The sequence below is a fragment of the Thaumasiovibrio subtropicus genome, from assembly GCF_019703835.1.
In the GTDB taxonomy this organism is placed as follows: domain Bacteria; phylum Pseudomonadota; class Gammaproteobacteria; order Enterobacterales; family Vibrionaceae; genus Thaumasiovibrio; species Thaumasiovibrio subtropicus.
The window spans coordinates 1686157-1706104 of sequence record NZ_AP023055.1 but is presented as its reverse complement, the minus strand read 5'-3'; the positions used below and the strand labels follow the sequence as shown (position 1 = coordinate 1706104).

Below are 19948 nucleotides of genomic sequence, written 5' to 3'. Positions count from 1 at the left end.
TCATCTCGGGTTTGTAGGGCTACTATCCCTGAAATAAGTGGGGAGTGACAAACGATTGATTTTTTCCTTTGGATAAGTTTTTCTTAACTGAGTGGCCAGCGTTTATATCTGGTTTTTATGCCGATTCTTCGTCCAGTAGAATGCTTCGCATTCTAGCTTAAATCCATTTTTTGTAACTAAATCAAGTTATTGCTTTATTAGTTAGTGTAGTTTTGCCGTACTGACTCAAATTGGATGATAAAAAATGGACGTAAAATATATCCTTGATAGCAACGTTGATAATGAGCTAGACCTTAAATTACGAACGTTGTTAAGCACGTGTTTTGTCGGTGCGCATAATGCGCGGTTTAAGACGCAGCGATATTATAATCAGCTTCCTCAGCATCGGTGGTATATCTTGGGCGACCAAGATGAAGTCGTGGCACATATTGCTTTGCATGAGCGTACCGTTAATGTGAATGACAAAGTCATCGCCATTGGTGGTGTATCAGAAGTCTGTGTGTTGCCCGCCTATCGAGGACAAGGCCTTGTTCATTTGCTATTGAAGCATCTACATGAAAAACAAAAAGCCTTAGGGATGGCGTTTTCAGTGCTCTTTGGGGAGACCGAAGTGTATGGCTCAACAGGCTATCAAAAAGTGGAAAACTTGCACTTGATGGCAGAGAGTGGAGAGTGGGGCATTGGTGACAAAGTGATGGTACTCGCCGTCAATGCGAAAGAAAAATGGCCATCTGGAGAGGTTTACCTAGACGGCGCTTATTTCTAGACTGAATCAGAGCTAATAGGGTTTCTGTAGTCAAAATCAACGGTTAGCTGATCAAAAAAGCGATACCATTTTTTGGTCAGCACCAGCTTGGCATCCAAATCATTGCATAAATGGCTAGCTGATGTTGTGGTTTCAAATTGCGCGTAGTGGTTATCGATCAACCATTCAATGTGTCCCTTGGGTAAGAACTCGCAGCTTTCACGACTAATACATGAGTAGTGAATGCGATTAATTGTTGTGAGTACGCCAAAGGGGGCTTGGTTCCATTGCGCTAGACGTTTGGTATGCAGAAAAATGGAGGCATACATCCAAACTGTAAACGCAAACATACAAACCATAGGTAATACCATAAACACTCACCTGTCTTCATTCCTTCGGCTATGCAAGTTACAGAATAAAAATCGTGGTGACAAGCGAAAAAATATACCCACTAATTTACTGATTTCTATAGATAATTAACCTCAGTCTAGCGGATTATATTGTTGACTTTCCCATCAACTGTGAGTTGGAAATCACTCAAATTTAGGTCATCAATAGTCTGTACCGTTTAGAAACGAAATTATAGATAGTTCGCAAGTCTAGGTTTTATATACAAAAAACCAGCCACATAAGTGTGACTATCATCACTAATTAGTGATGTGTGTTAAATGTGACTATGGTCACACTTGGTTGGGGGTTATGAATAGGATGTTGGCTATAAGTGCTATTTTTTAGCATTTTATGCTAATTATGAGTCGCCAATGATCTGAAGATTTCGCGTTCTGGTCGTACCACTAGCGTAATGATTGGCTATGATTGTATAGGATGAGCTTATTAGAGGTGGCTAGATTGCGCTTTATACAAGGTTTGCGATTGGTACTGATGGTGGCTTGCTTACTCCCCGTTCACGCAGAGCCTGCTGTTATTGATATTACTTCGTTTCCGTTGATGTTACCTGATGCGCCAAGAGCGACCGAAGTGACTGTGCATATGACACCGACGTCGCAACCAAAGCCGGTGATTGTTTTCAGCCATGGCTTAGGAGGCTCTCCTCACCACTTTCGATCGCTATCTCATGCTTGGGCAGCCGCGGGATTTGTGGTTGTGTTGGTTCGGCATAGTGGCAGTGATGACACGCTTTGGTTTGATAAACCCCGTTGGCGATGGCCTCGACATTTTCGTCTAGCCGCATCAGAAAATGAACTTCGTTGGCGTGTGAACGATATTGTGGCGACGTTACATCAGCTCTCTGTTTGGCAAGATGATGAACATAGTCGTTTGTATGGTCAGTTAGATTTAGCCAATATTGGGATAGCTGGACATTCATTTGGGGCGTTGACCGCACAAGTGATGACAGGACAAGGCACCGGGTACGACAAAGCAGCGTATAGCGATAGCCGTTTCAAAGCGGCACTGTTGCTAAGCCCCCACTATGTAAAGCGTGGGCATAGAGAGAACAGTTATACGCAAGTGGATCGCCCGTGGTTAATCATGACAGGATCAGAGGATGACGTGCCTCTGTTTGGTACTCAGGCACATGAACGTCTAAGGCTATTTCCTTTGCTTCAAGGAGAGCACTTCGAGCTGGTGCTAGATGGTGCCCACCATTTTAGTTTTTCAGATTTTACTCCCTCTCACCATACTCTCAAGCGACGTTTAGCCCATCATCAAAACGCCATTGAGAAGATTTCAGTGCAGTATTGGCACGCCTATTTGTCTCATTCCCCAGCTGCCAAACAGCGATTGCGAAGTGAGTCTGTGCGGGAATGGTTGAAAGGGAGTGATCGTTGGCAATGGAAATAGCGCTAAACGTAAACCATCTCAAGATGCTGGATTCAGAAGCGGCTCAGTGCGTCGAGTGCAGGGCAAGCTGTGCAGGAATGGCCTTTCCCTTTCGAGCTGCGCTGAACATTTTCCTCAGTCTTTAAGCGGGTTTTGGCGCCGATGCTACACTTATGCTTATAAGCAATTTGTTGATTAGCTGTTTGCTGAGGGAGGAATAACAAGATGAGTGTGGATCACCGGGTGTTGGCGATTGATTCAAATCGTGCGTTTTTATCAAATATTCAATCCGTACTCGGCGATAAGTATTTCGTTGAGGTTGTCGAAGACTTTGAAGCTTTTTCTGAACAGTTTTTCTCATTCAAACCCGATATTGTTTTGGTTGGCAATTATTTAGATGAAGATTCAACGGTTATTCTTTACCACGAGCTGAAAAAGTTCGAGCAAGATCACCACTTTGAAAAGCTGTTTTTTCTTGAGGTAGACAGTTTAGAGTCTCGTTTGCTGGCCTATGAAGCCGGGGCATCTGATGTGATGCCAAGGGTGTTTCAGCAGTTTGAGCTTGTTGCAAAGTTGCGTATCTTAAGTAACTTCCTTAATGAAAAGCATGGTTTAGTTTCCCAGTACGAAGATGCGCATTTAACCACGCGCGGGTTGATGATTGAAGCGACCCAATATGGCACGATTGTGCAATTTTACCGCGAGTTGTCATGCTGCACGTTTTTAGAGCAACTCAGTTTTACCTTGTTTCAATCCCTTAGTGCACTTGATTTACATGCATCACTGGTTATTCGTGACGATGAAAACCTCTACTTCGATAGTAGTGTCGGAGTGGTGAACCCCATCGAACGCAACGTGTTTGAGATTTTAAAATCCGAAGGGCGCATTTATCAATTTGGTAAGCGGATGCTTTTGCAAGATGGTCATACGGCTTTTCTTATTAAGAACCTGCCCGAGGATCCGCAACGCGTCGGCGTGTTAAGAGACACACTTGCTGTGATGAGCGAAGGGCTAGAAGCAAAATATCTTGATATCAAACGTCAGAACACCTTACTGCAAGTCGTAGAGAACATCGCTTCCTCCATTGAGGATATCGCGAGTAGAACGGATCAGTTTGAAGAATCGTTCAAGTCTTTGTATCGCGAAACGATGGAAGAGCTCAATAGCAGCTTTCATTTTCTCGATATGACGATGGACCAAGAAAACCACTTTACGGATATGTTTGAAAAAGTCTTCCGCTCTATGCTGATGGCGAAGAAAGATATGGCCCATGTTAAAGAGGACTTAGAGGACCTTTCTAAGCATTTGACGTCGTCAGATATTCTATTAGAACCAGAACGTGAGCCACCGAGTGCTTCGTTGAGTGGAGGCGATGTGGAGCTTTTTTAGCCCACTAGACCTTCAAAACAGAGCCTTACTGGCAAGCCTCGAAGTGCTCGCTGAACAAGCACCTTGAGGTGGCTTGAGTTTAAATTCGCTTATTCGGCGGGTTGGGAGCGGTTGTTATAGAGCGCCCATTGTTCTTGTTTATCGCCATCAGGTAGTAAGCAATAGGTCACGCGTTTGTTCGCTTCTGTCACCGTTTCGAGTTGCCCTTCTTTTTCAACACAGTACATCGATGCAGTATTGGTTAATGTGGTTTGTGACTCAACAGGCTCTCTATCTTTAAACATTAAGTTGCAACCCATTAAGGAGATTGTAGATAAAACAATGAGTACCGTACGTGAATGCTGCATAACTTTTCCATTTAATTAACTCGCCCTATTGTTCATTTAACCAAGAGAAGCGAAAAACTGATCTAAGTACAAAAGTATAGTGACTAAATTCACCGTTACGTCAGAGGAATTTCAATTTTTTCTGAGCATAAGGTTGTACGACTAAATTCGTTTTTGGATAGGCTGAGTATAAGAGTGGAATTATGTATGAGATCGACAATTATCATTAGTGAGTGGCACAATATTTGCCGCGAAAAATGTATGGCTAATTGGCGTTACGTAGATCTATCTCGATAAAATTTGTTACATTTTCAATTGATTGCTTAATGTTAACGATTACATGCTCATTATTGTTTTTTGGGGTTAAACAAGCGGTGCGTCTGCTATTACGAGTGTTAGAGTTTGAAGTCTGACCAGTAGATGAGTACCGATATGTATCCAACGGTTTTTTTTGTTTCTCTTATACTTATCGCATTTTTTGGTAGTCAGTTGGTGTTGATGTTAAAACGAAAAGCGACGTATAACGCGTTGATGGCGCCTGAAGTGGCGGGCCCCGAAGTCATGTCTTTTTTACATGCTTATCAACGGGTCGTAGAAAGCAACTGCACCCCTTATGTTGAGGTGAATACGAGCGTAAGTGGTGTTGTTTTGCCAGAGGCAAGTTACCAACGTCGCGCTCTATATATCAATTTATCCGTCGACAATATACACAAGCCTCAATGGCAAGGCAGTCAACTCACTTTCAAAACGCGTTTATCGCAAGGTGCATTCACTGTCACACTACCCATGCAGAGTATTGTAAAAATCTATCCGCTAGAAAAGCTAAGTTGAGTGAGTAAAAAGAAACCGGACGTAACGTCCGGTTCAGACTGCTGACAAAGGTCTAGCTTTCGAGCTAGACCTTTGATCTAATAGGGGTATCGAAATATGGACACTCCGTTATGCTTCAAGAGCCTACTCCGCAACAATACGAACTGGAAATGGTGACGATGGAACAGTTAGTTCCTAAAAACCATTTAGTGCGTAAAATCGATAATGCTATCGACTTCGAATTCATTCGAGATGAAGTCGCTCATCTTTACTGTAAAGATAATGGACGCCCACCTGTTGACCCTGTCCGCCTCTTCAAAATCATCTTACTTGGCTACATCTTTGGCATAAAAAGTGAGCGTCAGCTCGTCAAAGAGATTGAAGTGAATGTCGCTTACCGTTGGTTCTTGCGGATGTCATTAACAGAGAAAGTCATTCACGCTTCTACTCTCAGCCAGAACCGCATTCGTCGCTTTAATGGCACGGATGTATTCGAACGTATTTTTATCAATATCGTAGAGCAAGCCATGTCGAAAGGCTTGGTCGCGGGTCAAGAGCTCTTTACGGACAGTACTCATCTCAAAGCGAACGCCAACAAGAATAAACACACCAATAAAGTCACGGCGGTTCGTGCCAGTACCTATCTTGATATGCTGGATGAAGACGTCGCTTTAGACCGAGAAAAGCAGGTAAGAAGCCACTTAAGGCTCGGGAGTCAGAGCCAAAACAAAGAATACTAAAACCAGCACCACTGACCCAGAGAGTGGCTTCATGACTCGTGATAATAAGCCTCAAGGCTTCTTTTATCTCGACCATCGAACCGTTGATGGTCAACACGGAATTATTCTCGATACCTACACCACCGCGGGTAACATCAATGACTCACAGCCTTACGTTCAACGCTTAGATTACACGCTTGCCACATTCCAATTGAACCCGATAGCTGTTGGACTGGATGCGGGCTACTTTACTGCTCCAGTGGCGGAGTCACTTGAACGTCGAGCTATTCTTGGCGTGTTCGGTTATCGACGTCCATCTAGAACGAAAAATACGTTCAAAAAGAAGCACTTTACTTACGATGCGCAAAGAGACAGCTACCAATGTCCGAATGGTCAGGAGTTGCTTTATAAAACTACCTCACGCGATGCGTATCGAGAATACCACTCAGCCCCCAAAGAATGTGCGTTCTGTCCAATGAGGGATGACTGTACTCAAAGCAGAAATATGAAGAAAGTGATTACACGGCATATCTATAGTGACGCAGTAGAGAGGGCAAACCAAATGCGGCTCTCTTCCTACGGCAAGAAGACTTATAGACGTCGAAGTGAAACAGTAGAACGTAGCTTTGCAGACGCTAAGCAACATCACGGTCATCGTTATGCTCGCTTCCGCGGTCTAGCCAATGTGCAAATGCAATGTTGGTTGGCAGCGGCAGCCCAAAACATCAAGAAGATAGCGCTGGTGATGAACTATCTCCGAAAAATAGGCTTAAACATGGCAGAAATGAGGCAAATACTTGCTTCTGTATGCCTATGTAATGAACGGAAACTTCTGCGCACGACATAGCAAAAAATATCGCGATCGCGACCTACGGTCGCTTCCAAAAAAGAACCCCGCTTAAAAAGCGGGGTTCGTCATCAATCTGAACCGGACGTAACGTCCGGTTTTTTAATGCTTAACTCATCATCAACTGTATCGGGGGAGGATGCAGCGGCCAAGATGATGAGTGGAAACATAAGCGAGTAGTTCAAGTAATTATTTTTTGCCAACTATAATTACGAATGATGTAACTTTTATGAATTCCATCACATTTTGAACGCTCGCGGTCAAATTAGTTCAACCATGTCCATTCAAATGGACTCAATGTCACAGACACCGTCTCAAATTTATTGTTTAGCAGTGTCACTTCTTGCTTTTCGTCACTGCTGTTCACTATCGCGACGTTATCGGTTTTTGGATAATAAGCCACGTCAACATAGGGGTTATCAGATAACCAACAGTGTTGCTTGGTTTCTTCTTGGCTCAACCAAATCAAGATATGCTGGAGTATTCGCGCATTTTCTTGTGAATAAGGCAGGTTCGCAAGATAGCTTGCACGCCCATTGCCATATTCTCGAGCGGTAAGTGCAAGGTGCTGGCCAGCTGCGTGAATCACACTTAAGTCGTCGGCTTGAGGGTAGACATAGCTATTGTTGCCGAAGTCTTCGCGTCCTGAGAGAGCTTTCGATAGGTAGTGCTCTGTATCAAGACTTACAGGCATCGCAACGCGACCCATGGTGAGTGCGGTCTCTTTTTCTAGGCCTAGGATATCGCCAAGTTGGAAGAAACGCCCATTCTGCTGGTGTGCAGAAGGATCCGTCACCCCGAGTAACCCCCCGCCGTTGGCGACAAATTGTCTCAGTGCAACCAGTATATCGCCATCACCCCAGTGCTCACCTCCACTCCACGCCGAGTTCGCATCACCTGTGTTGATGATCACCTTGATATCGTCACTGATACCGTTTTCGCGTACATCATCAAAGCTGATAAACTCGACGTCAAATGGCAGACCAGCAAGGCATTCAAGCAGGTTGTTGCCAACAAATTCCATGACGTCCGGACGTGGCGGTACATAGAAGCGTTGGTCACGGGCTTGATTTTGTAGCCAACTACGTGATTTGCCCCAGGCATTCAATACGGCAATTTTGCCAGGCAGTTTCTGAGATTCTGTGCGCTGGGTTTGGGTGAGGTATTTACCAAACTCATTGGAAATCTCAGTGACATGATCAATGAAATGTGGGAACTGATTGGCAAGCGAAAGGTAGCCGCCATACCCAATTCGATCTAATGGCTTTTGCAACATAGCGCGACGAATTTTCACCCAGTTAGACATGGATTCAATCACAGGGTCGTTGCCTGCTTGGAAAACATCTGGGAAGAAGTAGGGGTAGAAACGTGCTTCGCGGATCTGGTCGCCACCCGAATCAGTCAAACGGCGCAGGGCGACACCATCTTCTACGGCACCAATGTTGATATCGAGGCCAATCTCTTGATAGCTCTTTAGGAAAGGTTCGGTGCCAATCCAGTGGTCACCTTGGAACATGGCGGTTTTCTTACCCGCGTCATGAGCCATTTTGACGAGCTCTGCGGCAAAATCCACGACAAAACGCTGCACGAAGGTCATCCAGTCTTGGTAGCGTTTTGATGGAACTTTATAGGTGCCGTTGTAATAACCCGAATCAACAAAATCTTCAGGAGTTAAGGCGTAACCATACTCGGCTTCAAAGTCTTGTAGCGCGCGTGGGCTAACGGTCTCGCCATACCCTGTCCAATCCCGATAGATGTCTTGGTTTTTGTCACCTGTGTCAATCACAAAAAGGAATGCGAATGTTGTGAAACGCACAACCGAGGTGTTCGGGTGTGTTTCTAGCCAGTGCGCAAAATGCTTGATGAGGTGCTCACGGCAGGCCGGGTGATACGGGTCAAGACTCTTGATGCGTGGTCCTTTCCAGTCATTGGTGAGGGCGTTATACATCGATACGCTATCCCAGACTTGACGAGCCATAAAGGTGACCGTGTATTCATGGTACGGCGTGGTATTGCACACTTCAACCGTGGAGGACTCTGGGTCGAAGTGCCACTCTGCTTTGTCAATCACCGTATTGGTGGTGCGATTGCGCACTTCCCACCATGTGTGTGGGTCACTGTCATCATCGAGTTCATATTTATCCGCGCTGTAGCCCTTCAGTGGCGATAGCGTGACACTCGTGCCCATTGCTGTGACAGGGAATGACATTAAGTATTTACGGTGGAGATATTCAGGGTGTGCATTGGCAAAATCTTGGTCAGCACGTACTAAACACATGACGGAGTAAATATCGCAATCTTGCTGGGCTAACGAGTCTGGCATACTGGTACCATCGCTATCGCGTAGCGCATCCGCTTGCCAGCGTTTGTATAAATCGAGCACGACCTCTTCTTGACCGACTTCTACCGGCAGGGTCATATGTCCTTTTTTTTGCATGTTGGCTCCTTCGCGCGCTCGAAGGGAGCGCGCAAATAAATAGTGATCGGAATAAGAATTACCAGAAGAACTCGGTGTAACCGTTAGCGCGCATTAGCGCTTCGAGGTAGTAGTAGTCGCCGTATGGCAGCATGTTGTCGCACAAGCCAACTTTCACAAATGACGCACCATTAGCAAGTAGGCCATGTGCGGTCGGATCTAAAGTAAGGTCGCACTGTTTCATTAGGCCCTGCAGTAAGAAGAGTCCCCAGTCACGGTATTGACGCGCTTCAGTGACATCATCAATACATTGCGAAATGAGCAAGAGACCTGCGGCGGTAATCGCACCAGCAGAACTGTCTTTATATTGTGTTTCATGCTCGGGTAGCGAGTAATCCCAAACCGGTACACCATCAGGGGTAATTTGCTCTACGGCGTATTTAGCAAGGCGTTTGGCTGTCTCTAAGAAGGTTTCATCCCCCGTGTAGAGGTAGGTTTGAGCAAACCCATGAATAGCCCAAGATTGGCCGCGAGCCCAGCAGGAATCGTCTGCATAGCCTTGGAATGTTTCCCCTTTGATTGGCTCTTGTGTTACAGGGTGGAAGTTGAACGAGTGATAGGTCGAATAATCGTCACGTACAATGTGTTTCGCCATGGTGCGACAGTGACGGGTAGCGGCTTCAGCATAGACTGGCGAGCCGGTCACTTTCGATGCCCAAAAGAGTAGAGCGGTATTTTGTAGCGAGTCAATGATTGACTTACCCTGAGTGATTTCAGGCCCTAATGGGTGGGTGTCATTCCAAGCAACAATGTAGCCACCAATCTTTCGAAAACGGTGAATCAGGTGATCTGCAGCGCGGATTGCCATCATTTTGTATTCTTCATCACCCGTTAGCTTGTGGCCAGCAACACAGCTTAAGCTGTATTGGAAACCCAAGTCGTGATCAAGCCAGAAGGGATCAAGTAGCATGTTGGCAAAGTAACGTTTGCGTAGGTTGGCGCTATTTTTAAAAATAGATTCGCCCGTGATCTGGTAACTTAGCCACAGTTCACCTGTCCAGAAAGAAGAGACCCAATCATATTGGTCGCAGTAGTCCCAGCTGTTATCCGCACGGCCGATACGTGGGTTGCGGTCACCGATATTTGCGATGTTTCGGCGAATGCTTTCAATCACCGTTGGCAGGTGGTCGACAACGCGGCGAGCGTTCAATGTGTCAGGTAAGGGTGGCAGTGTAATAGACATAATATTCCTAGCTTAGGGTGAAACCCAAAAAGTCGTTAGTAAATTGCAACATTCATCGACTGTATCGATGAGTGGTTTTCGCCGTCGTTGGCTTATCGTTGGCGGTAGTGTACATCGCCAGCATCACGTAAGCGTTGTGCAGCTTGCTCAGGTGTTAAGTCACGCTGGCTTTCGCCCAACATTTCATACCCCACCATGAACTTTCGTACCGTTGCCGAGCGTAACAGAGGAGGATAAAACAGCGCGTGGACTTGCCAGTGTGGTTGATCTTCTTCCGTAAAAGGCGCGCCATGCCAGCCCATGGAATAGGGGAAACTGCAGTTAAACAAGTTGTCGTATTTGGTCGTCAGCTGCTTGATGGCGGCAGGGAGGTCCGCTTTTTGCGCTGCACTTAGTTCTGTTAAGCGCTGACAAACGGCTTTGGGTAACAGCATGGTTTCAAATGGCCACGCAGCCCAGTAAGGCACAACCGCTAACCAATGTTCGGTTTCGACAACAATGCGGCTTTTTTCCGCCATTTCACGCTGGGCGTAGTCGACTAACAAGTTCGCGTTGTGTGTGTCCCAGTAATCAAATAACCGGTGGTCTTTCTTATCAACATGAGAAGGAATAAAGCTATTGGCCCAAACTTGGCCATGAGGGTGCGGCATTGAGCACCCCATGGTTTCGCCCTTGTTCTCAAACACTTGCACCCATGGGTAGTGAGCGCCGAGTTCTTGGGTTTGTTCTTGCCATGTCTCTACCACCGCGGCAAGTTCTTGCTCAGAAAGCTCGGGCAGAGTTTTGCTATGGTCGGGAGAAAAGCAGATAACACGTGCTTCCCCGCGAGCGGTTTGTTGCTGAAACAAGTGGTCAGAACTGTCTGGGCAATCTGGTGTATCTGACTGCAACGCGGCAAAGTCATTGGTAAAGACAAACGTACCAGTATATTTAGGATTGACATCACCAGTAATACGCTCGTTGCCAGGGCAAAGATAGCAGGTTTTATCGTAGCTTGGTTTTTCATCAAGCGCGGGGGTTTCTTGTTGACCTTGCCACGGTCTCTTAGCGCGGTGCGGAGAGACCAACACCCACTCTCCGGTAAGCGGATTGAAGCGACGGTGCGGGTGATCAGTTGGATTAAAGAGACTCGTCATGGTTGTACTTACTTATTGATAATTAATATTTTTATTAATGTTGCCGTTAGGGTCATTGCTTGCGTATTAGTGGTTGTTGTTACGCATTGTTGTAGCCGTTTGGATTCTGTGATTGCCAACGCCAGCTGTCGGTTGCCATATCGTTGACACTGCGGGTGGCGCGCCAATTTAATTCACTTTCTGCTTTACTCGGGTCGGCATAACACTGCGCGATGTCGCCGGGGCGGCGTGGCTGGATCTCCGCTGGAATGCATTTACCGACCGCTTCTTCCATCGCACGGTGCATCTCTTTGACGCTGATACCTTGGCCAGTGCCCAAATTGAACGTGTGTAGCCCTGGATATTCGAGGCCATGGCGCAATGCGGAGACGTGGCCGTCAGCGAGATCTTGCACATGGATATAGTCTCGAACCCCCGTACCGTCCGGTGTGGGGTAGTCATCGCCAAAAATCGCTAACTTTTCACGGCGACCTATTGCAACTTGCGTGATGAATGGCATCAGGTTGTTCGGAATGCCGCTGGGATCCTCGCCAATTTGGCCGGAAATATGTGCGCCGACAGGATTGAAATACCGCAGGCGCGTTGCACTGAGTGCAGGGTTGGCGCGACAGATATCTTCGAGCAAGCTTTCAACCACATATTTACTGTAACCATAAGGGTTAGTGGTATTTCCGGTCGGATCACTTTCCTTGATCGGGACAGAGGCGGGGTCACCGTAAACCGTAGCCGATGAACTGAAAATAAACTGCTGTACATTGGCAGCTTCCATCGCTTGCAGCACGTTTAGGCTGCCATGAATGTTGTTGTGATAGTAGCTGAGTGGAATCGCAACGGATTCCCCTACCGCCTTTAATCCAGCGAAGTGCATGACAGCTTGAATATCATGCTCTTGGAAGATGGTATCTAAGGCAGCACGATCACAGATATCCGCCTTGATGACGGGGATCGATGTGTTGCTGAGCTGTTCGACACGCTTTATGGCGAGTGGGGAACTGTTGGAAAAGTTATCCACTACAATCGGAGTAAAACCTTGTTCAATCAGTGCTAAACAAGTGTGTGTGCCTATATAACCTGCACCGCCTGTCACTAGAATTTTCATTTTGATCTCAGATTGTCTGCTCATATATGGCGAATCGAATTTGCCGTGAAAATCGTCGCCTAGATAATTAACTAAAAATGTATGAATCATTTTTATCGCTTGCTTTCTATCATCACTACGTCAACAGAAATAAAAGGCGAGTTGCATATGGTTCTTTTAAAAATCAGAGGTTTAGCTTTACGAACAACACCCATATAGCAATGCCAGTTGTTTCATATTTTAAGTATGAAATAGCGTTTCAATAATTAAGTTCCATTTTTTCATTCAATTTTTCAATGTTTTTAAATTCCTGAATACAACCTTTGTGATCGCAGTCAGATTTATAATGTTCGTGAATGTACAAGTCGTACATTTAATGAAACGATAATGTACATAACGTTTTGGAGAGAAGTTAGTAACACGTTCTGAAACAGCGTTTCTTGGTGTAAATCTCATTAAATCATGAGGTTGTATGTAGACAAGACACGTGAACGCCACGGGATGTGTTAGAAGAGGTAGCCATTTGCTCCCTGAATGTTTAGAGCACACTTGTGTTCAGCAGTGAGTGGAAGGTGCTGAAAAGGACGAAAGGACTGTGATGAGAGATTTGATGACCAAGATAGACGCATTGCGATATGCAGGCGTCGGCAAAGATCAACGCTTAGCGCAGACCTTGGGTGATCTTAACTATGATATCGCGCCCTATAGCGCTGTGAAGTTAGGCAGCATGTGTCAGATGAGTAATGCGACGGTGGTTCGATTTGCACAACGCTTAGGTTTCAACGGTTACGCTGATTTCAAAGTGGCGTTATTAGCCGAGCTTCGCCAACAACCTGCGATGCCCATCTTTCAAGGATTGGAAGCGGAAGATGATACGCAATCCATGATTGCGAAGTCCGCGCAGCTGTTTAGCCAGCATATCGAGAGTTCACTGAAGCTATTAGAGGCGGAAGTGGTCGAGCAAGCAGCGGAAGTTATCACTCGAGCCAACAAAATTGTTTTACTCGGTGTCGGCTCGTCTGCGGTGGTCGCCAATGACATTTTCAATAAACTGTTGCGCCTCAATCTTCCAGTTCAGTTTACTCCCGATGCCCATTTGCAACTGGCATGCAGCAACTTGGTTGCAGAAGGAGATGTGGTGATCGCCGTTTCGGCGCGCGGTGAGACAAAAGAAGTCATCTGTGCGTTGCAAAATAGTCGCCGTAAAGGTGCGGTTTCCATTGGCCTCACCCGTTTTGGGCGCGATACCGTCGGCCAGCTGGTCGATTTACACCTCCCCTTCAGATACAACGAAGATCATAGTCAAATGGGTGTGGTGACATCGCAAGTGATGCAAATGATTACGTTTGATGTGTTGTTTTACAAACTCAATGCACTTTTGAAAGATCATCAAGCCATTGCTAATGGTCAAGAGGCGGTCAATCAATATATTAAGGGTCAATAAACTCATTAGGGTGTAATTATTCGAGTGTAACAGTATCGAATAAATATTCTCAAGGGATTGGGAGGATGGAATCAAGAATAAAATAAACAGTATTAAATAAAATATGGATTGCTTTATAAGACTGTACCTAAAAGTAATTCATACTAATCCAATAACCGATTAATAATGATAATTAGGTAATACCATGAAAAAGAATGTAGTCGCGCTCAGTATCGCGATGTGCCTTGCTACACCTGCGTTAGCTGCTGAATATAGTGAAGCGCCTCAACTCACCAAGCTAGTAGAAGCCGGACAGCTTCCAGAAGTGAGTGACCGCTTACCACAAGAGCCTTTAGTTGTTACCCCATTTGATTCAGTAGGTAAATATGGTGGTACATTAAACCTGTTGGGTCGCGCACCTGATAACGTACACCGCATCCGTATTATTGCATACGACAACTTATTCAATTTCAATGAGAAATATAATGAGGTTGTGCCTAACTTAGCGACTGGCTTTACCGCAAACGAAGAGAATACTGTATTTACCCTTTCGCTACGTAAAGGTGTGAAATGGTCTGATGGTCATCCGTTCACCGCTGACGATATTGTATTCTATATCAATGAAGTCATTGGTGATCCTGACCACGCAGGTAACCGTCCGCTATTTATTAGCAGCCCAGACGCAGCGAAAGCGACAGCGGTTGATGCCCACACAGTCAAGATTGAACTTAAAGAACCAAACGGTTTGTTCATTCGCCAGCTCGCTACGATTGATGGCGCAAGCTTCGCGACCTATCCAAAACACTACTGTTCTCAGTTTTACCCGCAATACAACAAGAATCTAGATGCTGAAGCAGAGGCGGCGGGCTTCTCTACATGGCGTCAATATTCAATGACCAAGTGTCGTTCTGCTTACTTCATTGAGCACTACACCAATGTCGATCGTCCTGTATTGACGGCGTGGAAAGTGAAGACCCCACCAGGGCCAAATACGCCTATCGCAGAATTTGAGCGTAACCCGTTCTACTGGCAAGTGGATACAGAAGGGAATCAGCTTCCTTATCTTGACAGCGTGAGATGGCGTTTCAGCGAAGACAGTGAAGAGATGGTGTTGCGTGCTGCGGCAGGTGAGACGGATTTCCAAGCGCGTCATATTGGTGGCCCATCACACCGTCCAATGTTGATTGCCAATGAAGAAAAGGGTGGTTACACCTATCACTTCCGTCCTACCACACTGATGAACAGCATGGTATTGGGTCTGAACCAAACCACAAGTGACAAAGTGAAAGCGGAACTGTTTGCGCAGAAAGACTTCCGCGTTGCACTGTCACATGGTATCGACCGTGAAGACATCAGCGAGACGGTATATTCAGGTGTTGTTGAACCTTACCAAGCAGCGCCGATTGAATCTTCCGCTTTTTACGATGAAGAGATGGCGAGCCAATACACCGACTACGATGTCGAAACGGCGAACAAGCTACTTGATGGTCTAGGTCTAGAGAAGCGCGATAGCGCGGGTTATCGCTTGATGAAAGACGGCCGTCGTCTTCGTATAGAAGCGTTGACCACCACTGCTGATCTGGGTGGCGTGTCTGACTCGCTTGAACTGGTGAAAAACCAATGGAAAGAGATCGGCGTTTTCCTTGATATCCGTGTTGTCGAGACTAACTACCTCACTTCTCTGCGTATCACCAATGATTTTGAACTGATCCCAATGCCAGGTGATGGCGGTGTGGGCATCATTGATGAGGCGCGCAGCTACCTACCGTATAGCCCTGAGTCGACTTGGGGTCTGGGCTACTACAACTGGGCACAAGATCCGAACCACGAGTATGCGGTTGAGCCACCTGCGCACGTTAAGCGCCAAATTGAACTGTTTGAGAAAGTGCGTAACACCGCTGACCAAGCAGAGCAGCAGCGCTTAATGAAAGAAATCATGGCAATTGCTAAAGAGCAATTCTATGTGATTGGTACTGTGTCATCGTTGGAAGAGGGTGTTGTGATCAATAACAAGATCCGCAACGTGCCTCACGACATGCCTCAGTCCTACACCTTCCCAACTCCGGGACCAATGCGCCTTGGGCAGCTTTGGAAAGAACAGTAAGTAACAAACGCCCCTCACTCAGGTGAGGGGCATTACAAGGAAAAACCATGAACAGTTTTTTTCTCTTTGCGGGAAAACGCTTGTTATCGATGTTGATAACGTTGCTGGCAGTATCGGTTGTTGTCTTTGCCGTTATTGACCTTCCCCCAGGTGATTTCGCGACGTCTCGTATTGCTGAAATGCAATCCATGGGTCAAACCGTAGACCCAGAGCTGATCTTCTCACTCCGCGAAATGTATGGTCTTGATAAGCCTTTGTATGAGCGCTACCTGAGTTGGGTCGGCGGCTTGTTACAAGGTGACCTTGGGATGTCTCTGACAGACAACCAGCCTGTATGGGAGACCATTCAACCCCGAATCGGACCTACAATGGCACTGGCTGGCGCGGTCTTCATCTTTAGCCACCTGATTGCAATTCCAATCGGTATCTTTTCTGCATTGCGTCAATACTCGTGGGGAGATTACGTCGCAACTGTCTTTGGTTTTATTGGTATGGCGACACCTAACTTTGTGTTAGCAATTGTCGCGCTACTCATTGGTTATTTTCACTTCGACACTGTGGTATCCGGTCTCTTTTCGGATCAGTTCCTTAATGAACCCATGTCTTGGGATAAGTTTTGGGACGGTGTCTCTCGCGGTTGGATCTATGTGCTTGTGGTAGGTACTGGTGGCATGGCGGGCATCATTCGCATCATGCGCGCTAACTTACTTGATGAGCTGACTAAGCCTTACGTCAAGACGGCGAGAGCAAAAGGGATGAGTGAAGGTCGCTTGATTCTGAAGTACCCAGTGAGGGTCGCGCTATTACCTATGGTCAGTACCATTGGTTGGATGCTGCCTGCACTGCTAGGTGCTGATGTGATTGTCTCGCAAGTGATGAACGTACCGACACTCGGTCCTTTGCTACTTAACTCATTACGTACTCAAGATATGTATGTTGCCGGAGACATTCTATTGATTATGTCTGGCCTGACTATCATCGGTACCTTGATTTCAGATTTATTGTTGTACTGGGTCGACCCACGCGTGCGCGTTGGCGTTGCCAAGGAGTTTTAAGCTATGTTATCGAGAGCACTATCACTTATTCCTTTCGCGAAGCGAGAGAAGACCCCACTCGATATTTCCGAAGCGACGCAATGGCAGCTAATTGGGATTAAACTGCGTCGACACAAACTCGCTTGGTACAGTATCTGGTTCTTAGCTATCGTCTATTTTGTTGCTATCTTTGCTGAGTTTTTTGCTCCCTTTGATGCAACCCAAAACTGGCGTCGTCATACCTACTCGCCACCACAGTCGGTACATCTATTTGAGAAAACCGATGAGGGTTGGCAGTGGGCGCCGCACCTTGAAATGTATAAGGTGGTAACAGATCGCCGCACATTGCAGCGTCACTATGAAGAAGACGATTCAGAGCGCGCTTATTTCTCTTTCTTTGGCAAAACCGAACCTTATGAGTTGATGGGTTTCATCCCGATGGAGCGTAAGTTTCTTGCACCGCATGATCCGAAGAAGCCTTTTTTCATCTTAGGTTCAGATCGGATGGGGCGTGATGTCTTCTCGCGCTTAATTCATGGTGGGCGTATCTCATTGTCTGTGGGATTGATGGGGGTCTTCTTCACGCTGATCATCGGTATTGTGATTGGCGGTATCTCTGGCTACATGGGTGGCCGAGTGGACAACTTCATTCAGCGCACGATTGAGTTTGTAAAGTCGATTCCAACGTTACCATTGTGGATGGCATTGACGGCTTCACTGCCAGGCGAATGGAGTGCATTGACCCGCTACTTCCTTGTGACCATTATTCTTGGCCTTGTGTCGTGGCCTGATATGGCGCGTGTCGTTCGCAGCCGCTTTATTTCATTGCGTTCGGAAGAGTACATTGCTGCGGCTTGGCTAGATGGCAACAGCTCAGCAGAAATCGTCCGTCGCTATATGGTGCCTAACTTCCTTAGCCACATTATTGCGGTGGTGACGCTGGCTGTTCCAGGGATGATTCTGGGTGAAACCGCGTTGAGTTTCCTTGGGCTTGGTTTGCAAGCGCCGTTAGTTAGCTGGGGTGTCTTGCTCCAAGATGCGCAGAACATTCGCGCGCTAGCAGAAGCAATTTGGTTACTGATCCCTGCAGCGGCGGTTGTAGTGGTGATTCTGGCAATGAACTTTGCCGGCGATGGTCTACGCGATGCTTGTGACCCATACCACGAGCAAGGAGCAAAATAATGTCTGATGTGATTCTGGAAGTTAAAAATCTAAACGTGAGTTTTCCGACGACCATGGAAACATTCCATGCGGTGAAAGACGTGAGTTTTGATATTCGCCGTGGTGAAACATTGTCAGTCATTGGTGAATCGGGTTCGGGTAAATCCGTGACTTCGAATGCAATATTGCAAATCCTCAATAAGCCTGGTCGAATCGACTCGGGTGAGATCATGCTCCATCTCGACGGCAGCAAAGTGGACATCACGAATTATGCCCCGAACAGTATTGAGATGCGCAAAATCCGTTGTTTTAACTTCTCGTTGGTGTCGCAAGAGCCGATGAGTGCGTTAAGCCCAGTGCATACGGTGGGCGACCAGATTAAAGAAACCTTGTTGCTGGTCGACAGTGGCCTCAATAAGGAGACCGCACATCAGCGCGCCATTGAGCTCTTAGAGCAGGTGATGTTGCCGGATCCGAAAAACTTCATCAATAAATACTCGTTTGAACTGTCTGGCGGCCAACGCCAGCGGGTGGTGATTGCGATGGCGATGGCGAGCCGTCCTGACATTTTGATCGCGGATGAGCCGACCACCGCATTGGATGTGACCACACAGGCTGAGATCTTACGTCTGTTTGCCAAGTTACAAGAAGAAACCGGGATGGCAATTTTGTTCATCACCCATGACTTAGGGGTGGTGGCACAAATCTCGGATCGTGTTGTCGTTATGGAAAAAGGTATCGTCGTTGAAAAGGGCGATGTGCGGCAAATTTTCGAAGCGCCAGAACATCCGTACACCATCAAATTAATGGAAGCGACGCAGCGGCTAGAACGCAGTTCTCAGTACAAAAAACCGTTTGATTACGGCACTGCGGGCACTCCTATCTTAGATGTGCAAAACGTCAATAAACAGTTTGATGTGCGCAAAGACTTCTGGAAGAAAAAAGAGATCTTGAAAGCGGTCGATGATGTCAGCTTGACGCTGCATCCCGGCGAATCCTTGGGCATTGTCGGTGAATCGGGGTCAGGTAAGAGTACCCTTGGCCGCGCCGTACTGGGTATGTCACCAGCAACATCAGGCAACATTAAATATACGGATGGCGAAACCGCATTGGAGTTGAGTGATTATAAGCGCCCGCCACGTGACCCGCTGTTTGCCGATCTGCGTTTGATCTTCCAAGACCCATGGTCATCGCTCAACCCGCGCATGACGGTCTTTGAGATTATCGAAGAGCCGCTAACCAAACTACGCACTGAGCTTAGCAATGATGAGCGACGTCAACGCGTGCGTGACATGATGGAATGGGTGGGGCTCCCTGCGAGTTTCTCCAGTCGTTACCCGCATGCCTTCTCTGGTGGTCAGCGTCAACGTATTGTGATTGCGCGTGCTTTGATTACTCGCCCTAAGCTGGTGATTGCGGATGAAGCGACAGCGGCATTGGATGTGTCGTTGCGTGCACAGGTATTGGATCTGCTGATTGAGTTCCAAAATCGTTACGGCACGGCATTTGTGTTGATCACACACGATATTGCGACAGTGAAGTACTTCTGTGATCGCGTGGTTGTGCTTAAACGCGGCCAAATTGTCGAGCAAGGCAGCATTGAGGAAGTGATTGAGAATCCACAACAGCCTTACACGCAAACCTTGATTAACGCCGTACCTAAAGTCGAGCTACCACCCGTGGCTTAACGAATAAGGATTTGCTCGGTGTTATGCCTCTCATCAGGGCAAATCTT

Annotated in this window: 15 protein-coding genes and 1 pseudogene; 10 read left to right on the top strand and 6 right to left on the bottom strand. The window is 46.7% G+C overall.

Annotated features, from left to right (window positions below):
* Positions 1-244 precede the first annotated feature (244 nt).
* Positions 245-766 (top strand): GNAT family N-acetyltransferase, encoded by a 522-nt coding sequence (locus tag TSUB_RS23910; protein WP_087025818.1) that lies wholly within the window; start codon positions 245-247, stop codon positions 764-766.
* Here TSUB_RS23910 and TSUB_RS23905 read toward each other — a convergent pair.
* Positions 763-1116: a hypothetical protein gene (locus TSUB_RS23905; protein ID WP_159065039.1), complete on the bottom strand. Its 354-nt coding sequence runs from the start codon at positions 1114-1116 to the stop codon at positions 763-765. The genes TSUB_RS23910 and TSUB_RS23905 overlap by 4 nt on opposite strands.
* A 478-nt stretch (positions 1117-1594) precedes the next feature.
* On the opposite strand from TSUB_RS23905, the gene TSUB_RS23900 reads away from it, so the two are divergent.
* Together TSUB_RS23900 and TSUB_RS23895 are read left to right on the top strand one after the other, a co-directional pair.
* Positions 1595-2548, top strand: a complete 954-nt coding sequence (locus TSUB_RS23900; protein WP_159065038.1) for an alpha/beta hydrolase family protein — start codon at positions 1595-1597, stop codon at positions 2546-2548.
* Between the two features lie 204 nt (positions 2549-2752).
* Positions 2753-3916 carry a PleD family two-component system response regulator gene (locus tag TSUB_RS23895; RefSeq protein WP_087025809.1) on the top strand — a complete coding sequence of 388 codons (1164 nt, stop codon included), beginning with the start codon at positions 2753-2755 and terminating at the stop codon, positions 3914-3916.
* An 89-nt stretch (positions 3917-4005) separates the two neighbouring features.
* Here the strand turns inward: TSUB_RS23895 and TSUB_RS23890 are convergent, their stop codons facing one another.
* Positions 4006-4263, bottom strand: a complete 258-nt coding sequence (locus TSUB_RS23890) for a putative hemolysin (RefSeq protein ID WP_087025806.1) — start codon at positions 4261-4263, stop codon at positions 4006-4008.
* Between the two features lie 411 nt (positions 4264-4674).
* On the opposite strand from TSUB_RS23890, the gene TSUB_RS23885 reads away from it, so the two are divergent.
* Both TSUB_RS23885 and TSUB_RS23880 read left to right on the top strand, forming a co-directional pair.
* On the top strand, positions 4675-5073 hold the full coding sequence (locus TSUB_RS23885) for a hypothetical protein (RefSeq protein ID WP_087025803.1): 399 nt from the start codon (positions 4675-4677) through the stop codon (positions 5071-5073).
* A gap of 110 nt (positions 5074-5183) precedes the next feature.
* Positions 5184-6618 (top strand): annotated as a pseudogene (locus TSUB_RS23880) (IS1182 family transposase).
* A 265-nt stretch (positions 6619-6883) separates the two neighbouring features.
* On the opposite strand, the gene gnpA reads toward TSUB_RS23880, so the two are convergent.
* The 4 genes from gnpA to galE form a co-directional block, all read right to left on the bottom strand.
* Positions 6884-9055, bottom strand: a complete 2172-nt coding sequence (gene gnpA, locus TSUB_RS23875; RefSeq protein ID WP_087024983.1) for a 1,3-beta-galactosyl-N-acetylhexosamine phosphorylase — start codon at positions 9053-9055, stop codon at positions 6884-6886.
* Between the two features lie 58 nt (positions 9056-9113).
* Positions 9114-10277: a glycoside hydrolase family 88 protein gene (locus tag TSUB_RS23870; protein ID WP_087024981.1), complete on the bottom strand. Its 1164-nt coding sequence runs from the start codon at positions 10275-10277 to the stop codon at positions 9114-9116.
* Between the two features lie 92 nt (positions 10278-10369).
* The gene (galT, locus tag TSUB_RS23865; RefSeq protein ID WP_087024979.1) at positions 10370-11413 is read right to left on the bottom strand and encodes a galactose-1-phosphate uridylyltransferase; all 1044 of its coding nucleotides are present in this window, start codon (positions 11411-11413) and stop codon (positions 10370-10372) included.
* Between the two features lie 79 nt (positions 11414-11492).
* Positions 11493-12512, bottom strand: coding sequence for a UDP-glucose 4-epimerase GalE (galE, locus tag TSUB_RS23860; RefSeq protein ID WP_087024985.1), 1020 nt, complete (start codon positions 12510-12512; stop codon positions 11493-11495).
* Positions 12513-13101: 589 nt separating this feature from the next.
* Here galE and TSUB_RS23855 point away from each other — a divergent pair.
* From TSUB_RS23855 to TSUB_RS23835, 5 genes are all read left to right on the top strand, one after another.
* Positions 13102-13935 carry a MurR/RpiR family transcriptional regulator gene (locus tag TSUB_RS23855; RefSeq protein WP_159065000.1) on the top strand — a complete coding sequence of 278 codons (834 nt, stop codon included), beginning with the start codon at positions 13102-13104 and terminating at the stop codon, positions 13933-13935.
* A gap of 184 nt (positions 13936-14119) precedes the next feature.
* Entirely contained in the window at positions 14120-16018 is a 1899-nt protein-coding gene (locus tag TSUB_RS23850) for an ABC transporter substrate-binding protein (protein WP_087024800.1), read from the top strand.
* Positions 16019-16065: 47 nt separating this feature from the next.
* Positions 16066-17073, top strand: coding sequence for an ABC transporter permease (locus tag TSUB_RS23845; protein ID WP_087024798.1), 1008 nt, complete (start codon positions 16066-16068; stop codon positions 17071-17073).
* 3 nt (positions 17074-17076) lie between these two features.
* Positions 17077-18234 carry an ABC transporter permease gene (locus TSUB_RS23840; protein ID WP_087024796.1) on the top strand — a complete coding sequence of 386 codons (1158 nt, stop codon included), beginning with the start codon at positions 17077-17079 and terminating at the stop codon, positions 18232-18234.
* Positions 18234-19901 carry an ABC transporter ATP-binding protein gene (locus TSUB_RS23835; RefSeq protein WP_087024794.1) on the top strand — a complete coding sequence of 556 codons (1668 nt, stop codon included), beginning with the start codon at positions 18234-18236 and terminating at the stop codon, positions 19899-19901. The genes TSUB_RS23840 and TSUB_RS23835 overlap by 1 nt, the downstream gene beginning before the upstream one ends.
* The last annotated feature ends 47 nt before the right edge of the window (positions 19902-19948 follow it).